This window comes from Streptomyces sp. NPDC100445 (assembly GCF_044759735.1).
Taxonomy (GTDB): Bacteria; Actinomycetota; Actinomycetes; order Streptomycetales; family Streptomycetaceae; genus Streptomyces.
In genome coordinates, this window is the sequence record NZ_JBIVZV010000004.1 from 194029 (window position 1) to 209253 (window position 15225).

Below are 15225 nucleotides of genomic sequence, written 5' to 3' on the forward strand. Positions count from 1 at the left end.
CGGCCACCCCGGACATGGCCCTGCCGTCGATCCTCGTGCCTTTGGACTAGACCGCGCACGCGATCGCACACATCACACCAGGAACCAGACGGAGTCGTCCACCACTTCGCCAACTCCCGCGTGACCGTCAACTAGGCGCACCCCTGAGTCCATTGGCGCGCCATCGCGCATCCGACCGAAAGCGGGCACCGACCTGTGGGCGCGGTACCGCCCTCCCCACCTCCTCCTGGTCGCCCGGTCGCCGACACCGGTCCGCGCGGCCCCTCACACCCCCTTCTCGTCCTGTTGACGATATTCACGCTCCCCATTATCGTCGCACTGACGAAATTAAGGGGGGCCGCCATGGCCGACATCACCCGGCGCTTCGGATGGCGCCATCTGCGCTCCGCACCCACCGCCCACATCCGCCACCACGAGCGCGGCCGACTCGTCCACGACGGCCGGGGGCTCAGCTTCTGGTACCGGTCACTGTCGGCGGCGCTCTCCGAAGTACCGGTCGACGACCGGGAACTGGCCATGGCGTTCCACGCTCGTACGGCCGACTTCCAGGACGTGACCGTGCAGGCCACCGTGACCTACCGGATCAGCGACCCGGCCGAGGCGGCGATGCGGCTCGACTTCTCCGTCGACCCGGACAGCGGGAACTGGCGCGGCACACCCCTGGAGCAGATCGCCACCCTGCTCACCGAGACCGCGCAGCAGCACACGCTGGACGTACTGGCGCGGACCCCGCTGGCCGTCGCGCTGGTGGACGGCGTCGCCTCCGTGCGCGAACGGGTCACCGCCGGTCTGGCCGCCGAGCCCCGCCTGCCGGCCACCGGCATCGACGTGGTGGCCGTGCGCGTCGTCGCGATCCGTCCCGAGGCCGAGGTGGAGCGCGCCCTGCGTACCCCGGCCCGCGAACTGATCCAGCAGGAAGCGGACCGCGCCACCTACGAACGGCGGGCCGTCGCCGTCGAACGCGAGCGCGCCATCGCCGAGAACGAACTGGCCAGCCAGATCGAACTTGCCCGGCGCGAGGAGGAGTTGGTCGATCAGCGCGGTACCAACGCCCGGCGTGAGGCGGAGGAGAACGCGGCGGCCGACGGCGTACGGACCGAGGCCGAAGCGGCCCGCAAGGTCCGCCTGGCCCGTGCCGACGCCGAGGCCGCCCGCGCGGCCGGTGCGGCGCGCGCCGAGGCGCAGGCCGCCTGGCTGGGGGTGCACGGCGAGGTCGACCCGGCCACGCTGCATGCGCTGGCGGCGACCCGGCTGGCGGAGAACCTGCCGCGGATCGAGAGCGTCACCCTCTCCCCCGACGTGCTCACCGGGCTCCTCGCCAGGTTCGGGCGTCCGGACGGCCGGACGGACGCGTGAGCCTGGCACCGCGGGTGGTACTCGTGCACCGCAGGACCGAGTACGAGGAACTCCTCGCCCGGCACGGGACGCACGGACAGGCCGCGTTCTTCCTCTCCAGCCGCGGCCGTTCGATCGACGAGGTGGCCCGCCGCCACGACGACACCCGGCGGGCGCTGCGGGACGTGGCGTCTGCGGTGCCGCTCACCTGGCGCAGTTCCAGGGTGGAGCGGGCGGACCTGGACCGCTTCCTGTTCGCCCCGGAGGACGTGGTGGTCGTCGTCGGCCAGGACGGCCTGGTCGCCAACACCGCGAAGTACCTCTCCGGGCAGCCGGTGGTGGGCATCGACACCGACCCGGGGCGCAACCCGGGGGTGCTGGTCCGACACCGCTGCGCCGACGCGGCCGGCCTGCTGCGTGCCGCGACCACCGCCGGGGCCCCGGTGGAGGAACTGACCATGGTCGAGGCCGTCGCCGACGACACCCAGCGCCTCCTCGCGCTGAACGAGATCTACCTGGGCCCGCCCGGCCACCAGACGGCCCGCTACCGCCTGGGCACCGGCGGCGGGACGGACCCGGGCGAGGCCCAGGCCTCCTCCGGGGTGCTCGTCGGCACCGGCACCGGCGCCACCGGATGGCTGCGCTCCCTGTGGCTGGAGCGCGGCAGTACCGTGCCGATGCCCGCGCCGCGCGATCCGCGGCTCCTGTGGTTCGTGCGCGAGGCGTGGCCGTCGCCCGCGACCGGGACGTCGAGGGTCGCGGGCGAGCTGGAGCGGGGGCAGGTGCTGCGGCTGACCGTGGAGTCGGACCGGATGGCCGTCTTCGGGGACGGGATGGAGGCCGACGCCCTGGAACTGACCTGGGGACAGAGCGTACGGGTGGGCATCGCGGCGTCGTCGCTGCGTCTGGTGACCTGAACGCACCCCGGCGGATCACCGGCCGCCGGCGCCGACCGGTCGGATGTGGTGCCACGCCCCGCAGGGAACGCGGAAGGCCCCGCCGGGACAGGGGCCGGTAAGGCTCTGTCCCGGCGGGGCCTGTGTGACGACCGTCGGACCGGTCGGAGCTAGGGGCCTCTCGTTCGGATCATGCCGGGCTCGCGGGCCCGGCCCGATCCGAACGAAAGACCCTAGCCGACGTTGAGGTTGTCGTCCACGAGGAACTCCGGATAGCCGAAACGCTCTCCGAGGGCGGTGAACGCGTCGCAGCGGTCCTCGTCGATCGCCACGAAGTACGCCTTCATGGACCTCAGGAACAGCCGGAAGCCGACGTCGGCACAGGCTTCGTCGGTCACCCGCTCCAGCGCCTGGACCAGGCCGGGCACCGATCCGTCGACGGCGGCTCGTTCCAGCGCGTCGGCGACGGCACCGATCTGTTCCAGGACCGCACGGCGCAGCTTCACGTCCGTCACGGGCCGCGGCGGTGTCGGGACGAAGGCCGCGTCCGACCGCCGTAGACCGGTGACCCACGCCGTTTCGATGCGGCGCAGCCACTCCCGCCCCGTCAGACCGTGCCGCGCGGGGTCGAAGTAGCGCTTCGTGGCTCCGAGCCATACGGCACGGAGCACCTCGTCCGGCAGCTCCGAGGCCAGCAGCCTCCGCACGTCCTCACCGATCTGCTCGACGACGGTGCGGCCGACCACGGCGCCGGCGTCCTCCACCAGACGAAGCTGGACGTCCACCGGTCCGCCGCTCGCCACGAACGCGTCGTGGTCCCCGGCGGACAGCAACACCGGATAGCCGGACTTCATGGCCAGCCAGCTCAGCCCGATGTCCACCACGAGCTCCTGCCGCCCGGCGCTTCCCCGCTCCGCGTCCACCCTTGCCATGAGCGTCACTCTCTCACTCCGGGAAGGCCGTGTAGACGACGTATCGGCTCGGCTTGTGCTTGGGCGCGTACTTCAGCTGGATGACCACCTTGTTACCGGTCGCCACACCCTGCGGGCCGTCCTTGACCCATACGCGTCCCAGGGACCCCTGGTCCCGTAGCTCCCACTTGACCTCGAGCAGATCGTAGCGAGGGTCGAAGGACTTGTTGTGGGACTGGTCGGAGAGCCACTTCTCCAAGCGCTTGACGTTGCTCTTCTTCTTGATCCAGTTCTCGAAAGCGGCCTGCACGCTCTTGACGGCGGTCTCCTGGTCGTTCCACTTGGTGGCGCGCCCCTTCTTCACGGCCTCCGCAGGCATGTCCCCATCTGGGGGATTGACATGGTCTCTGAGGGTGTGAGCCCCCTCGACGCCCTCGTCCCCCACCAGGTTCATGCAGTTGTGGACGAGCACCTCCCCGGACCGGCCGCCCTGCGGACGGACGAAGAAGGTGTGGAGAGTGTCGACCGTGAGGTCGTAGACACGCCGGGAGGTGACGCCGCTCCGGTCGCGCAGAGCGGTCACTGTCCGCAGGGAGCCGTCGGCGGTGCGCAGCCGCTCCCCGACGCGCAGGCCGGAGACGCGGACCCAGCCGCGCCCGTCCACGTAGACACGGTGTCCGGTCGTGCTGGTCAGGACGCCGACACCGGCCACGCTGATGTCGACCAGGTGAGTCGTGTCATGCCGGTAGGTGTCGGTGACCGGCTCCGGCCGCTCGTGCCCGGAGGCGGGGTCGGTGGCCAGCACCAGGTCGCCGACGCGGACGTCCCGGATCGGCCTGCGCGTTCCGTCGGCCATGAGCACCTGGGTGCCGCCGGGGAAGCTGTTGCGCGTGCAGGCGGTCGTGACCTCCTCGTAGAGTTCGACCTCCCGCTCGATCGCGGCGACCGCCGCCGCGTCTATGCCTTCGATGGCCTTGAGGGCCTTGAGGGCGTCCCGGACGCCGATGCCGGTGACGAACGCGGCGTCCACGGCGCGCAGCGCTTCCGCGACGGGCCGGATCAGCTTGCCCGCGAACAGGCTCGCGACGTCCAGGGACGCCCAGGCGCAGCCGCCCCAGCTTCCGCTCTCACCACCGGGGGCGAGCTTCTGCGCGCACTTGATCCAGCTGCCGAAGAGGATGTCGATCGGATCGACGCCGTCCTGCCACTCGGCGATCGTGATGTTGTGCGTGACCTGCTGCGACAGCTCGTCGGTCGTGAGTTCGCCGAGGTAGGTCGTGGCGCCCGACGGGCACGTGTACTTCTGCGGGTCGATGTCCTCGGCGGTGCACAGATACAGGCTGAGGACGGCCTTGTATTTGATCTTCGAGGTGATCGTGCAGTTGCCCCGGTAGGCGAGGTGGTTCCACCAGTGGTCGCAGCCGTCCGTCTTGCTGACGACCTCCGGGCTGCCGATCTTCTCGATGTGGTCGATGACGTAGAAGACGCTGCCGACGGAGCCGCGCTCGTCGGTGACGGTTCCGTCGCCGATCTGCTTGGCCTTGGCCGCCTTCTCGGCCCGTTCGGCCGCCTCCTCGGCTTCCTCGGCGTACTTCGCGGCGTCCTTGGCGGCCTGCTCGGCCTCGGTCGCGGCGGCGTCGGCGCGGTCGGCCGCCGCGCGGGCGTCCTTGGCGTCCTGTTCGGCCTGGGCGGCCGCGCTGCGGGCTGCTTCGGCGTCGAGTTCGGCGGCGTCGGCGGAGTCGCGGGCGTCCTTGGCGTCGCTCTCGGCGTTGCCGGCCGCCTTGTCGGCCGCTGCCGCGTCGTCGGCGGCCTGCCGGTCGTAGTCGATGGCGCGGGCCAACGACGCCTGTGCCGCCGCCGCCGCCTTGGCGGCGTCGGCCGCGTAACCGAGGGCGTCCTTGGAATACGTACGCGCGTCGGCGGCGTACTTGGCGGCGTTCGCCGCGTGGGTGTACGCCTCCTTGGCGTCGCCCTTGGCCTGGTCGGCGAGGTTCTTCGCCGCATCCGCCTCGGCGGCGGCGTTCTTGGCGTGCGCGTCGGCGACGGCCTGCTGCTGCTCGGCGATCGTCTTCGACGACTGCCCCGTCAGCACCACCAGACCGGCCGCCGAGTCGGTGTCGACGTAGGGCGAGCCCAGCTCCACGGCATCGTTGGCGGGAGCCGCGACCTGCTGGGCCGCCTTGCCCGCGTCGACGGCGGCCTGCGCGGTGACGTGGGCGAACCCGGCGGCCTTCGCCGCGGCGGCCACGGCCTTGCCTGCCTCCGCGTTGGCGGTGTCGGCCTGGGTCTTGGCGTCCTTGGCGTGCTGCTCCGCCTCGTCGGCCAGCTTCACCGCCGCCTTCGCCTCGGAAGCGGCGTGCTGAGCGGCTGTGATCGCGTCCGCTGCGGCGCTGGTGGCCGTCTTGACGGCCGCGTCCGCCTTCAGCTTGGCTGCCTGCGCGGCATCCGCGTCCGAGCGGGCGCGCTTCGCCGCCGCCTCGGCGCGGGTGGCCGCGGCGTCCGCGTCGGCCGCCGCCTTGGTCGCGGCGTCGGCCTCCGAACGGGCTCTGCCCGCAGCGGCTTCGGCGTCCTCGGCGTGCTGGTACGCCTCGTCGGCGGCGGCTCGCGCGGCGTCGGCCGCGTCGCCGGACTCCAGCTTGTCGGCGTAGGACTGCTTGGCGTCGGCCTTGGCGCGGGCCGCGTCCGCCTTCTGCTCGGCGTCCCACGCGTCGTCGCGCATCTCCTTGGCGTGGTCCTTGGCCTTGACCGCGTCGTCGCGCCGGTCGTCGGCCGTCTTCTCGGCGGCCTCGGCCTTGTCCTTGGCGTCCTTCGCCTTCGTCGCCTCCGACTCGGCGTTCTTCTTGTGCTCGGCGGCCTCGGCCCGCTTGACGGCGGCCTTCTCCTTCTCCGCCTCGGCCGTCTTCTCCTCGGCCTCGGCGGCGAGCCGCTTGGCGTGCGCGTCGGCGGCGGCCGCCTTGGCGTCGCCCTCGGCCTTCACCGTCACGGCGAGCTTGGCCTCCGCGGTCTCCTTGTCCGCCTTGGCGTTGTCACGGTGGATCTTCGCGGCGTCCGCGGCGGCCTTGGCCTGAAGCTCCGCGGCCTCGGCGGCCTTCTTGCGGAACTCCGCCTTCGACTGCGCGGCCTGCGCCAACGCGCGCTGCGCGATGGTCGCGCTGTCCCCGGCCGACGCACGGGTCGCGGCCTCCGCCGTCTCACCGGCCTTCTCCAGCGCCGCGAGCGCGGCGGCCGCGCCCTGGGTCACCTGGTCCTTCTGTAGGCCCACCAGCAGACCCCGGCCCCGCGGCGCGCCGTTGGTGTCGGCGATGCCGTACGCGGCCTGGAGCGCGCTGCCCGACGCGGTCACGGCCTTCTGCGCCGTTCCCAGCTGCGTCTTGAGCACGGCGAGCTGCTTCTTCGCCTCCGTCTGCGCGGCGGCGACGGCGGCCTTGGCCTTGTCCACATCGGCCTTCGCCGGCGCGCTGCCGGTGTGGGTCTTGGCGATGACCCGGAACTTCTGCGCGGCGGAGCCGTTGCACGTCGACAGCACCGCGTCCTTGCTGTTGTCGAACGTGGGCAGGTGCACGCACTTGCCGGACGCCGCGTTCACCAGCGGGGTCGCGCTGCGCACGTCGAACTTCCACTGCTGGGCCTTGGCGCTGCCGCAGTCCCGGATCTGGATCTTCGTGCCGTCGGCGTTGCCGCCGTTCAGCACCTCCAGACACTTGCCGGAGTTCGCGTTGCGCAGGGTCCGGCCACCGTCGTAGGTGGCCCACATCTGCCACTGCTGGGCGGCCCCGCCATTACACGTGTAGACCTGCACCGGGGTGCCGTTGGTCTTGCCGCCGCCCGCGACGTCGAGGCACTTGCCGGCGGCGCCCGGCACCTGGATCTCCAGCTGGCCGTCGCCGATCCAGTTGAAGCCGCCCTCGGTGTAGTAGTCCAGCCAGCGGGTGGAGTAGTCCGCGATCCACGACTGCCCCAGCAGCTTGCCCAGGGCGAACGCGCCGTCCTGGAGCGCCTTGTCCGCGCTGCTGCTGGCGGCGAGGATCTGGTTGCGCTGGGTGCTCTGTGAGGCGATCTCCTGCTGCCACTCGGCGGACGCCTGCGCCACTTCCTTGCCCAGCACCCGGTCGGGGTCGATCGGGCTGTGCCACGCGCACGAAGCGAACCGGGTCTTCAGATCCTCGACCGCGATGCGGAACTCCGGGCTGTCCGGCGCCGGCGCGGTCCTGGGGAAGCCGCCGGAGGCGAGGAAGATGCGGGCGTCGTCGGAGAACACCCGCGGAACGAAGATCTCGTTGGGCACGATGTCCCCGGAGTTCTTCTTCCAGAGCTTCCAGGCCTCCTGCTCCTGGCTCGTCCCGCCGCTGGTGTACAGCGGGTCACCGATCGCGAGGGCGGCCTTCTTCGTCTTGTCGTCGGCCTGCGGTGACGGGTCGTAGAACGGGGACAGCAGGTCGACCGACTTGAAGTACGACTGGTAGAGCCAGGGAAGGAGCCCCGTCTTGTCGAAGAAGTTCTCCTTCTCGGCGGCGCCGGGGTAGTCGTCCAGGCCACTGACGGCGGTGCTCCACGACTGACGGGTGTCCTCGGTCTTCTTCACCCAGGCGTCGGAGTCGTCGTTGTCCTTCTGCCATGCCTGGGCGAACGCGCCGGTGCCGTAGGTGCGGTCGGCCTTCTGGTGCAACTGGTCCGCCGGCAGCGGCAGGGAAGTGCCGGCCAGGCCGTACACGTTCGACCCGCCCCGGCGCAGGCCGTCGGCCATCAGGCACTGGTCGAAACGCAGTTGCTCGGCGGCCTTGGCGTCGAACCCGTCATAGGAGTCGGCGGCAGGGGCGGTACGAGGATTCTGGCCGAGAGCCGAAGCCGGCTGCACCGCCACGGTGGCGAGAAGGGCCAGGGTGGCGAGTGGGACGACCGTGGTCGCCGTACCGGCCAGCCGTCTGGGGCGTCTGCCCGGCTTCCTCACAGGTCTACGCAACACGCGTATCCCTCTCTGCTGGGGGTGGCTGATGGAGGCGCACTCCTGGGAGGGACACAACAGGCCCCGGGCATGGGGCCTTCACGTGCTGTTGGGCGCTCCCCCCGTGGACGCGCCGGACACTCCCGGACAAGGGAACTGGTCAGGTCCGTCCAGGAGCGGACGACACCATAGGCATGCCGGTGATTCTCACGGCAAGGACGTTGTGGCCAGGGGCGGTTACGCTTGGCAACCGCGACGTGGACGCGGGGACGAGGCAGAGACTTGTGCGGCTTGTAAAGATCGCCTTACCGAGGCCTTACTCAATTCACATATTCCTCACCCTGCGTGATGGTGAGATCAACGTCACAGTCGGATGAAGCCTGTGAGCGGGCATAAGAGGTGATCGCGACAGGGTCGGGGCTTCATCGGCCTCGGACTGGTGCGCGCCGGCCGACACCCGCCGTCAACACCGTTTCGTCACCGAGGTCGTCGGTGTGCGCCTCCCACTCCCCCCCGACCCCGCGGAGCGTCTGATGCCTACGACGCGGAACGCGCGACCCGCTACTCGTACCCGGCGCGGCCCTCTGGCCCGCCCCTGCGGAGGCCGGTCAGTCCACGAGCAGCACGAGCTTGCCGCGCACGGTCCCGGCTTCGCCGATACGGTGTGCCTGGGCCACCTCGGCCAAGGGGAACGTCTGGCCGACCTGGAGGGAGAATCGTCCAGTTGCGGCCATGCGAGCGACCTGGGCCGGCGCGTAGGTGGCGCGGCCGGTGTCCCCACGGCTGAAGCGGACGCCCGTCCGCTGTGCACCTCGGAAGTCGGCGACCGTGATCACGTGCTCGGGCGCGCCCACCAGCTCCACGAGTTCGGGAAGGACACCGCTGCCGGCGACGTCCAGCGCGAAGTCGACACCCGACGACGCGATGGCACGGACTCTTTCCGGCATCCCGACGCCGTACGCCACCGGCTCGGCCCCGAGCGAGCGGAGGGCGTCGTGCGTGCCTGGACCACCCGTGCCGATGACGCGTGCCCCGCGCTCCACGGCGAGTTGGACGACGGCCCTGCCGACGCTGCCGGACGCCCCGTTGACGAGCACGGTACTGCCCGCCGTGACGCCGAGCTGGTCGAGCGAGCGGGCCGCGGTCTCGGCTGCCGCGGGGATCGCCGCGGACCTCACGTAGTCGAGCGAGTCCGGGATCGGGGCCCAGTACGACAGCACGGCCAACTCCGCCTGGGCGGCTCCGTACGGTGAGGCTCCGAAGACCCGGTCGCCGACCGTGACACCCGAGACACCCTCGCCGATCTCGTCGACGAGACCGGCGGCCTCGTGGCCCAGGGTCTGTGGCAGTTCCTGGTCCATCAGACCCTGACGCTTCTTCCAGTCGCCGGCGTTGACCCCGGCGGCACGGACCCTGATGCGAATCTCCCCGGCGCCGGGGTGAGGATCGGGGAGCTCGACGATCTCGAGAACCTCCGGGCCGCCGAACCGGCTGAACCGTACTGCCCTCATGACGCACTCCTTCCGCGGAAGAAGTGGCGGATCGTCCGATACCGCGTGCGCGCGTGCTCCCCGTCCGGCTGTCCGTCCGGCTCCAGAGCACGTTTCTACTCCGATACGGTCGACCCTAAGCCATGACCGCCCGCACCTGGGAAGGCGGGTTTGCGTTGGAGCGCACTCCAGCCGCCACACTGATCGTCACGACAAACAGTGCCCAGGACAGAACGGCGGCAGCACATGGCGACGACGAGCGGCGCGGGGCACCCCCTGCCGTACGACACGTACCGCGAGGCGATCGAGCGGGAGACACATCGGTTCGCGGACGCGGTGCGGGGCGGGGATCCCGCGCAGGCCGTGCCTTCCTGCCCCGGCTGGACGCTTGCCGATCTCACCCGGCACGTAGGAGGGCTACAGCGCTGGTTCTGCGCGCTGTTGGCTCAGCGGGTGCAGAACCCTCCCAGCAGCCGGGACGTGGAGCTGGGGCTGCCGGACGACCCGCAGGCCTACGCCGACTGGGTGGCGGCGGGTGTGTCCGCCGTGGCGGCCGTACTGCGGGACACGGATCCCGCCGCGGCGATGTGGACCTGGGGCGAGGACCCTCATGCGCGGTTCTGGGCCCGGCGGATGCTGTTCGAGACCCTGGTGCACCGGGTGGACGCCGAACGTGCCGTCGGCCGGGAGCCCGAGGTAGATCCCACGCTGGCGGCGGACGGCGTGGACGAGTTCCTGGTCAACCTGCCGTACGCGGGAGTCTTCGCGGCCGGGGTGACGAAGCTGCGCGGTGACGGCGAGACCGTCGCGTTCCGGTGCGCGGACGTCGATGCGGACGGTGAGGAATGGCGGGTACGGCTGGAACCGGACGGCTTCCGGCTGCTGCCTGGTGGCGAGCCCGGTTCCCGGCCGGACACGGCAGCGGTGCGGGGCGACGCGGCGGATCTCCTGCTGCTGCTCTACGGCCGCCGGTCGTACCGGGAGCCCGTCTTCGACATCTCGGGAGACACCACGGTCCTCGACCGTTGGTTCGAGCACACGGCTTTCTGATCGACTTCGGCCTGGGGCCCCTCGACATCGGCCTGGGGGCCCTCACTCGTCTCGGCCCGCCGCCGGGCGACCGGTCGCTTCCAGGGTGCGAGTCAGCCCCGGCTCGGCCGCTCCGACAGCCTGCTCTGGGCATACGCGAAGGTGAGAGCGCGGGCGCGCGCGTGCGGGGGTACGACGCCGCCTGCGCCGGGCCCGGCAGCAGGTCGCCCATGTCGTGGCGACCTGCTGCCGGGTCGGCGAACTCGTGGACTGGGCCCGGCACTGATCACCCTGGTCATCCGGCGCCCGGCTCGCATGGCGGTCGGTCCGGCGCGTCAGTTCAGGGGTTGCGTCCGTTCATTTCGTCTCAGGAGGGAGATCGGCCTCTGGCCGAACAGTCCCGGGCCGGCCTGGCCGCCGGCTCAGCGCAGTCCGGCGAAGAGGTCGTTCTCGGGTACGGCGGCGCCAGTTGAGTCCTGCACACGTACGAAGGTCTCCACGCCCATCAACTCGCCGAACCTCTCCTTGCCCATCTTGAGGAAGAAGATGTTCTCGCCCTGACTGGCGTGCGCGGCCAACGCGTCGAACTTCTGACCACTGAACGCGGTGGTGTCCACCCACGTGGTGATCTCCTCGTCGGGGAGACCGATCTCGGCCATCGCGGCGGCCTCGGCAGGGTCCGGCTCCGGCATGTCCTCACCGAACTCGCGCATGACCTCGCCGAACCGCTGCATCGCCGAGCGGGGCATCGTGGTCCAGTACACCTTCGGTGCCAGCTCGGTCATCTCCAGCGCCGCCATCGTGATGCGGTGGGCCTGAATGTGGTCCGGGTGGCCGTAGAAGCCGTTCTCGTCATAGGTGACGACCACATCGGGTCGGTAGTGCCGCATGAGTTCCGCGAGTCGGGCCGCGCCTTCCTGCACGGGGGTCTGCCAGAAGGAGGTGGGCGCGTCGTTGCTCGGCCAGCCCATCATCCCGGAGTCCGCATAGTCCAGCATCTCCAGGTCGCTGATCTTCAGGACGTCACAGCTGGCCCGGAGTTCTTCACGGCGCATCAAGGCGACCGCCGCCGGATCGTGCCCGGGGTCGCCCGGCTTGACACCCCCCGGTCCGTCACCGCAAGCGCCGTCGGTACATGTCACGAGAACCGTGCGGATGCCTTCCGCCGCATACCGCGCGAGGACCCCTCCGGTTCCGGTGGCCTCGTCGTCGGGGTGGGCGTGCACTGCCATCAGCGTCAAGGGCCGGTCAGTCACGGAACAGGTCTCCTGATAGAACGTCGTCATGGTCCGGGTGCGCGGCGGGCGTGCCGCGCTCCCTGAGGCCAGGGCCCTGGTGGGGGCGGACGACCTGGTGGCCTCCGTGTCCCCCGCCGTGCGGCGCCGGTCCCTCGCTGGTGCAACCGCGCCGACCGGGCCGCCTGTTCCCGGCACGGCCGCTCGGCTTTCCTGGACCTGACGATGGAGGAGGGTGCGTGGACTCTCCATGCGGGAGCGGGAAGGTGGGAGGAGTCCCCTTGGTCACAGGGAGATGGGGCCGAGGTCGGCGGCGGTCCGGGCCAGTGCACGGATGACCGGGCTGTCGTTGTTGGAGCGCCATGTCAGGGCATAGTGCATGGCGGGGGCGTCGTGGATGGGGAGGAACGCGATGCCAGGCGGGTTGTTGTAGCGGGCGGCGATCTCGCCGAGCGGGTGGACGCAGTGTCCGGCGGTCACCAGCGAGAGGATCTCGTGGAAGGTCCGTGCGGCGGGCCCGCGGGGGATGTAGCGGCCGAGCGGTGTGCGCGTGGGAACCATGGCCGACACCCAGTACTCGGGGGCCTCGGGGTCGAGGTCGACGACGTGGTTGTCGGCGAGATCCTCCAGGGACACGCTGCCGCGATCGGCCAGCGGATGGTCGGTCGGTACGGCCAGCACACGGCCTCCGGTGAGCACGGTGGGACCGACGGTGAGGTCCGGTTCGGCGACGGGCAGCCACAGCACGTGCACGTCGTGGTCTCCGGTACGCAGGGCGCTGAACGGGTCGCTGCCGTTGATCTCACCGAACTGGATGTCGCAGCCGGGGTGACGAGCGAGGAAGGCGTCCACAAGTGGGCGCAGTTCATGTCCCGCGTGGCCGAAGACGCCCAGCCTCAGGGTCTGGCCGGCGCCCAGGGAGGCGGCTTCGGCACGGGCCAGCCCCGCCTGGAGGAGGTCGAGGGCCTGCTGTAGGTCCTCGCGGAGGCGTCGTCCGACAGGAGTCAGGCTCACGCGCCGGCTGGTGCGATCGAACAGGACCACGCCGAGACGCCGTTCCTGTCTGGCTATGGCCTGGCTGACGCGGGCCTGGGACACGTGAAGCCGTTCGGCGGTGCGGCCGAAGTGCAGTTCCTCGGCCAACGTCAGGAAGATCTCGATGTCGCGCAGCTCCATGGATAACCCCCCTGTTATCGATCTCTGCGCGAACCTTACATTGATCCGCCGCTGACCTGCATCGATGCTGATTACACACCGCTACCGGACAGGCGGCGCATGCCTGACGTCAGGTAGCCGGACGCCACCCCGTCGGCAGGTCCGACCGCTGCCCGCAGCTCTCCGGAGCTGGGTGCGACGCGCGACTGGCCCGAAACGAACGATCAGACCTCCCCTTCCACCCAGATCAGGAGCACCTCATGCACCTCGCGCTGTGGATCACTGCCGGGCTGCTGGCCGCCGTCGCCCTGCTCGGCGGCATCACCAAGACGTTCATCCCCAAGGAGAAGCTGGCCGCGCAGCATGGCGGCGAGTGGACCGGCAATGCCAGTGCCGGGTTCGTCAAGGCTCTCGGGATCCTTGAACTGCTGGCCGCGGTGGGCCTCATCCTGCCCGCCGCGCTGGACATCGCACCGGTCATGGTCCCGGTGACCGCCCTGTGCTGGATCCTTCTGATGGTCGGCGCGATGGTCACCCATGGCCGCCTCGGCCAGTTCAAGCTCGTGATGGTGAACTCGATCTATCTCGTGCTCGCGGCCTTCGTCGCGGGAGGACACCTCGCCGCCTGAGCACGGACCGAGTGCTACGGCGGGTTCCCCGGGGCGTTCGACGAGGCGGCCGTTCTCCGGCTCCGGCGGTACGGGTGCGAGTCAGCCCCGGCTCGACCACGAAGATCGGACCGGGGCTGAACCCGTAGGGGTTGTGATCGTGAAGGGCGGTCGCCTACGCGGCGGAAGGCTCTACAGGGCTTCAGCCGAACGATCTTCCCTGTAGGCGATGAATGAGGCCCGGGGACACTGTCCCCTTCACCATCACACCCGTTCCAACCACCCCACCCCACGGAACATTCCCGCCCGGCTTTCCCGCCACGTCAGCGCGCGCAGCGTCCGCTCGTGGTCACCGAGGCTCGTAGGCGGTGGCCAGCACCGAGACGGTGACCCGGTCGGGCAGGACGCCGTCATCGTTCAGCTCCGCGCGGTTCACGTGGCGTGCGCTCGGCGTCATCGCCATCAGATCCAAGGCATCAGGCCTGCTCAGGGTGGCGGAGTACTCCACCGGCTCGGTGACGACGCTCTCGAAGAAGGGGGCCAGCGTCCGGTGCAGGCGCTGTTCCTTGGTCGGGTCGGCGGTGACCATCGCGGGCACCCCGTCGCGCAGCTCCGCCAGGTGCCGGTCGGTGGGTCGGACGACGATCAGCCGGCCGGTCGGGCGCAGGACGCGGTGGAACTCGGCCGGGTTGCGCGGGGCGAACACGTCCAGCACGACGTCGGCTGCCCCGTCGGCCAGTGGGAAGGGGCGGAAGACGTCCCAGGCGGCCGCGGCGGCTCGCTCGTGTGCGCGGGCTGCCGCGCGCAGCGCGCGCACCGATGTGTCCAGGCCCAGGCCACGGGCGCCGGGCAGCTGGTCGAGTACGCCGGCCAGGTAGTAGCCCGTACCGCATCCCACGTCCACGACGGTGGCCTGCTCAGGCACGGCGTCGGTCGCCAGGCGGATGCCGGCCTCGCGGATCGGCGCGTACGCGCTGGTGGACAGGAAGCGGTCCCGGGCCTGGACCATGGCCGCGTCGTCGCCGCTGGTGGCGCGGATGCCCGTCAGCAGGCCGGCGTAGCCGTGGCGGGCGATGTCGAAGGTGTGGCCCACCGGGCAACGCAGCGCGCCGCGGTCGGGGTGCAGGCGGCTTGTGCGGCAGGTCGGGCAGCGCAGCAGGTCGAGGGAGAGTTCGAGGGCAGGGGGAAGCGACACGGGCACGAGGCACTCCAGGCGAGGAGGAACGGAAGGAACCGTGCCTGCACGCGCGTTCAGCGGGTCACTGCTTCCCGAAGCAACGGACAGTGTGGAGAACGTCGTTCACGCAGGCACACCGAGGAGGGCGACGCCGTCCGGCACCGCCCTCAACGCCTTCCGATCACAGGAAGCAGCAGTGCGGAGTGCTCATGAATGCCATGTGATGAGTCTACGGCCATCGACGAAGTCCCCCACGCCGCACCGGAGTCGGGTCGACAGAACCTGGTCGGTGGACGTCGCGCGTCCGACGATCAAAGCGCGCGACGGGTGAGACCTCGCTGATCGGATCTCTCTGAACTGCCCGCGCCCTCTTCGCTGACGGTGCCACAGGCGGCCGGACGGCACGTGGGACAGAAGCTTCCAGGGCGACCGGGAAAGGGTCACCTT

Annotated in this window: 10 protein-coding genes; 4 read left to right on the top strand and 6 right to left on the bottom strand. The window is 70.7% G+C overall.

The features are described 5' to 3' along the window. The first annotated feature begins 342 nt into the window (after nt 1–342). Together ACIQVT_RS12515 and ACIQVT_RS12520 are read left to right on the top strand one after the other, a co-directional pair. Complete coding sequence (locus tag ACIQVT_RS12515) at nt 343–1356, top strand: SPFH domain-containing protein (protein ID WP_403751227.1); 1014 nt, start codon at nt 343–345, stop codon at nt 1354–1356. Then, entirely contained in the window at nt 1353–2252 is a 900-nt protein-coding gene (locus tag ACIQVT_RS12520) for a hypothetical protein (protein WP_403751229.1), read from the top strand. Before ACIQVT_RS12515 ends, ACIQVT_RS12520 begins: the two co-directional genes overlap by 4 nt. Before the next feature lie 212 nt (nt 2253–2464). Here the strand turns inward: ACIQVT_RS12520 and ACIQVT_RS12525 are convergent, their stop codons facing one another. The 3 genes from ACIQVT_RS12525 to ACIQVT_RS12535 form a co-directional block, all read right to left on the bottom strand. Continuing rightward, nucleotides 2465–3163 (bottom strand): hypothetical protein, encoded by a 699-nt coding sequence (locus ACIQVT_RS12525; RefSeq protein ID WP_403751231.1) that lies wholly within the window; start codon nt 3161–3163, stop codon nt 2465–2467. Nucleotides 3164–3176: 13 nt separating this feature from the next. Then, nucleotides 3177–8105 carry a ricin-type beta-trefoil lectin domain protein gene (locus ACIQVT_RS12530; protein ID WP_403751233.1) on the bottom strand — a complete coding sequence of 1643 codons (4929 nt, stop codon included), beginning with the start codon at nt 8103–8105 and terminating at the stop codon, nt 3177–3179. Between the two features lie 587 nt (nt 8106–8692). Beyond that, complete coding sequence (locus ACIQVT_RS12535; protein ID WP_403751235.1) at nt 8693–9595, bottom strand: NADP-dependent oxidoreductase; 903 nt, start codon at nt 9593–9595, stop codon at nt 8693–8695. Nucleotides 9596–9820: 225 nt separating this feature from the next. On the opposite strand from ACIQVT_RS12535, the gene ACIQVT_RS12540 reads away from it, so the two are divergent. Next, nucleotides 9821–10624, top strand: a complete 804-nt coding sequence (locus tag ACIQVT_RS12540; RefSeq protein ID WP_403751237.1) for a maleylpyruvate isomerase family mycothiol-dependent enzyme — start codon at nt 9821–9823, stop codon at nt 10622–10624. Nucleotides 10625–11025: 401 nt separating this feature from the next. Here ACIQVT_RS12540 and ACIQVT_RS12545 read toward each other — a convergent pair whose 3' ends face one another. Beyond that, entirely contained in the window at nt 11026–11859 is an 834-nt protein-coding gene (locus tag ACIQVT_RS12545; protein WP_403751239.1) for a PIG-L family deacetylase, read from the bottom strand. A 264-nt stretch (nt 11860–12123) separates the two neighbouring features. After that, entirely contained in the window at nt 12124–13014 is an 891-nt protein-coding gene (locus tag ACIQVT_RS12550; protein WP_403751241.1) for a LysR family transcriptional regulator, read from the bottom strand. A 239-nt stretch (nt 13015–13253) separates the two neighbouring features. Here ACIQVT_RS12550 and ACIQVT_RS12555 point away from each other — a divergent pair, with 239 nt between their 5' ends. Further along, on the top strand, nt 13254–13622 hold the full coding sequence (locus ACIQVT_RS12555) for a DoxX family protein (protein WP_403751243.1): 369 nt from the start codon (nt 13254–13256) through the stop codon (nt 13620–13622). Nucleotides 13623–13950: 328 nt separating this feature from the next. Here ACIQVT_RS12555 and ACIQVT_RS12560 read toward each other — a convergent pair whose 3' ends face one another. Beyond that, entirely contained in the window at nt 13951–14802 is an 852-nt protein-coding gene (locus ACIQVT_RS12560; RefSeq protein WP_403751245.1) for a methyltransferase domain-containing protein, read from the bottom strand. Nucleotides 14803–15225 lie beyond the last annotated feature (423 nt).

Coding starts and splice junctions, on each gene's coding strand:
- ACIQVT_RS12555 (WP_403751243.1), top strand. CDS start 13,254: ATGCACCTCGCGCTGTGGATCACTGCCGGGCTGCTGGCCGCCGTCGCC.
- ACIQVT_RS12535 (WP_403751235.1), bottom strand. CDS start 9,595: ATGAGGGCAGTACGGTTCAGCCGGTTCGGCGGCCCGGAGGTTCTCGAG.
- ACIQVT_RS12515 (WP_403751227.1), top strand. CDS start 343: ATGGCCGACATCACCCGGCGCTTCGGATGGCGCCATCTGCGCTCCGCA.
- ACIQVT_RS12550 (WP_403751241.1), bottom strand. CDS start 13,014: ATGGAGCTGCGCGACATCGAGATCTTCCTGACGTTGGCCGAGGAACTG.
- ACIQVT_RS12540 (WP_403751237.1), top strand. CDS start 9,821: ATGGCGACGACGAGCGGCGCGGGGCACCCCCTGCCGTACGACACGTAC.
- ACIQVT_RS12525 (WP_403751231.1), bottom strand. CDS start 3,163: ATGGCAAGGGTGGACGCGGAGCGGGGAAGCGCCGGGCGGCAGGAGCTC.